The sequence below is a fragment of the Vibrio sp. FF266 genome (assembly GCF_041439695.1).
In the GTDB taxonomy this organism is placed as follows: Bacteria; Pseudomonadota; Gammaproteobacteria; order Enterobacterales; family Vibrionaceae; genus Vibrio; species Vibrio tasmaniensis_A.
The window spans coordinates 1-2,286 of record NZ_JBGOOO010000097.1 but is presented as its reverse complement, the minus strand read 5'-3'; the positions used below and the strand labels follow the sequence as shown (position 1 = coordinate 2,286).

Sequence of the window (2,286 nt, the reverse complement as noted above, 5' to 3'; positions counted from 1 at the left end):
TTAAAGTTGGCCGATGAAGTGAAAATCATCGATAAAATGGTGCCGGATAAACTAAGAGAAGCGATGGGTGAGTTTGACCAGTTATTCGCTCGAATTCTGGGTAAAAGTGAGAGAGCATACCCTGCAAAGGTAAAGCATGGGTCTGGTAATACTGCGCAATCTGGTAAAAATACTAGTAAGGCGAATCAAGAGAAAGATAAAGATGAATTTATTTGTCCTGTTTGTAAGAAGAAACCTGAAAAATGTGATGCTTATTAGAGGTCAATACCATCATGGCTAAAAACTCAACTGTAAAAAAACACAGTCTTGTAAAAGGCTCAGGGCCTGCTTTAGCAAAATCCATCAAATCTAAGCACTATAAGTCGGGCTTCAATGAACATTTATGGGCGGATGGACGTTTGAAAGGGGATGACGGACAGTTCGGACTTCAGGCTCACCACATCATAACAACTAAAAACTTAGATACTCCAGACTGGAAAAAATACAGAGAAGCATATGAGTATGATATAAACACCTGGAAAAATGGGGTAATGTTCCCTTCCAAAACGGATATTGCTTGTCAAGTCAATACACACGTCCATAAGTCTGGCCATGGTGGAGGCTTGGACTTCAAGACCGAGCAAGAACAGTTTGGGAAACAAGTTCAGATCCTGAAAGTGGTGAAGTAACATCAATTCCGGTAACAAAGGTTCCTGATCCTGTAGTAACTAAGTTACGGCTGGAAGATATAAAGTATATAAAATCGGTTAATCGAGATATTAAAGGTGTAAAAGAAAATGCCCAAAGGAAGTATTATTGTAAGACAGGAAATACAAGATATTTTCAGTCTGATTTAGATGGGGCCTCTGAAGATATTTTAGTGTGTTTAGATAGCTTTTTATATACAATTTCGACTTTTGGTCATGATTACTCTCCGGCAAGTGACATAGGTTGTGTAGGCGAAAGTAATATAGAAAGCAAGAGTAAATCAAGAAGCGCATGCCCAAGTAGAACTTCCAAGCTACCGGAAGAAAAACACAATATAAAGAATGTAAAAGGTAAGACGATGAAACCTAGAAAACTTGAGGTTGGAAAATGAGTGAATATTTTTTTGCAAGAGAGTGTGTCAATTCCCCAATTTACTGTTTTCCAGATGAACACATCGATTCAGTGCCCTTAACGAGTTTTACTTACCCTAAAGCACCTGTTCCCTTGATAGTCGAATTTCTTCCACAAGATGATTATGAAATCCCAGATATACTTGAGATGCCAAATTTCTCGATTAATAAAAATGGATTTTCGAAATTAAATTTGAATAACATTTTTGGAATTAATTGGGTCGATATTAAACTTCATGATAAAGGTGAGCATGATTTTCTTATGCTACAAGTTGTCAACGAGATTAAGTTGATTGATAGATCCGAAAGTGAGATCAAGAGGTACCGAAAGGATTCTGATGGTGATGAGATGATTAGTGGTATTCTTAATCTTATATTAGATGAAAAACTGATTCAGACTATACCAGTAGATAGAAGACAGATAGTGGTAGATCCTGGTTGGTTGAAGTGTGTTTTTTTCCATAAAAGTTTAGTTGAAAAAATAAAAAATTCTAAGCTAGTCGGTGTAGAATTTATACCGGCAGACGGCTATTCAGACTTTAGATAGATGAAATCAAATTTGAATTGTTTTTATTTAAATAACAATCTTAAAGTAATATGTATATGAAGTTTATTAAAGAAAATTTAAGCAATGTACTACCAGAAAAAAGACCAGGTATGGTTTTTTCTAACCCTGACTTATTTATTATTTTTGACAATACTATCCGATTCGTAATTTGGGAAGAAATTTTAGAAAAGTTTAATGAATCGTGGCTTGAAGGAAAGGATGCTTGGGATAGTAATTTTGATTTTGGTAGTCATCCTGACGATTATGATAGACAGTTTGATGATTATAAAACAATTGAACTTTTACAATTTCCAACCCTGACAGATTTAGAAGTAGAAGAAAAATATGCTTTTGTTTTTAACGAGAATAATGAATTATATATCAGTGAGAACTTCGTTAAAGACCTGAAATCAGCTGGTTGCGTCGACATATGGTATGATACCACAGCTCCATATGGTCGTTATTAGACCGTCAGAATTAAAAGCGCCGTAAGGCGCTTTTTGCGTTTAGTTGCGGTGTTTTTTGAGTTAAGTGAACGTAATACACCCCTGATGTTTGTTTAACAACAGTCGGCAACGCTGTTGTACTGATCCGCACCAGAAGTTTTGGACACTGAGTTAAGTGAGTACAATCACTAACGAG

Annotated in this window: 3 protein-coding genes and 1 pseudogene; all 4 read left to right on the top strand. The window is 35.8% G+C overall.

Annotated features, from left to right (window positions below):
• Window positions 1–258: pseudogene (locus ACED59_RS24335) on the top strand (hypothetical protein); the annotation flags it as partial.
• A gap of 14 nt (window positions 259–272) precedes the next feature.
• Window positions 273–668, top strand: coding sequence for an AHH domain-containing protein (locus ACED59_RS24330; RefSeq protein WP_017097143.1), 396 nt, complete (start codon window positions 273–275; stop codon window positions 666–668).
• Window positions 669–1,074: 406 nt separating this feature from the next.
• Window positions 1,075–1,644: a hypothetical protein gene (locus ACED59_RS24325; RefSeq protein WP_371704917.1), complete on the top strand. Its 570-nt coding sequence runs from the start codon at window positions 1,075–1,077 to the stop codon at window positions 1,642–1,644.
• A gap of 50 nt (window positions 1,645–1,694) precedes the next feature.
• Window positions 1,695–2,111, top strand: a complete 417-nt coding sequence (locus ACED59_RS24320; RefSeq protein ID WP_029224009.1) for a hypothetical protein — start codon at window positions 1,695–1,697, stop codon at window positions 2,109–2,111.
• The last annotated feature ends 175 nt before the right edge of the window (window positions 2,112–2,286 follow it).

Coding starts and splice junctions, on each gene's coding strand:
- ACED59_RS24330 (WP_017097143.1), top strand. CDS start 273: ATGGCTAAAAACTCAACTGTAAAAAAACACAGTCTTGTAAAAGGCTCA.
- ACED59_RS24325 (WP_371704917.1), top strand. CDS start 1,075: ATGAGTGAATATTTTTTTGCAAGAGAGTGTGTCAATTCCCCAATTTAC.
- ACED59_RS24320 (WP_029224009.1), top strand. CDS start 1,695: ATGTATATGAAGTTTATTAAAGAAAATTTAAGCAATGTACTACCAGAA.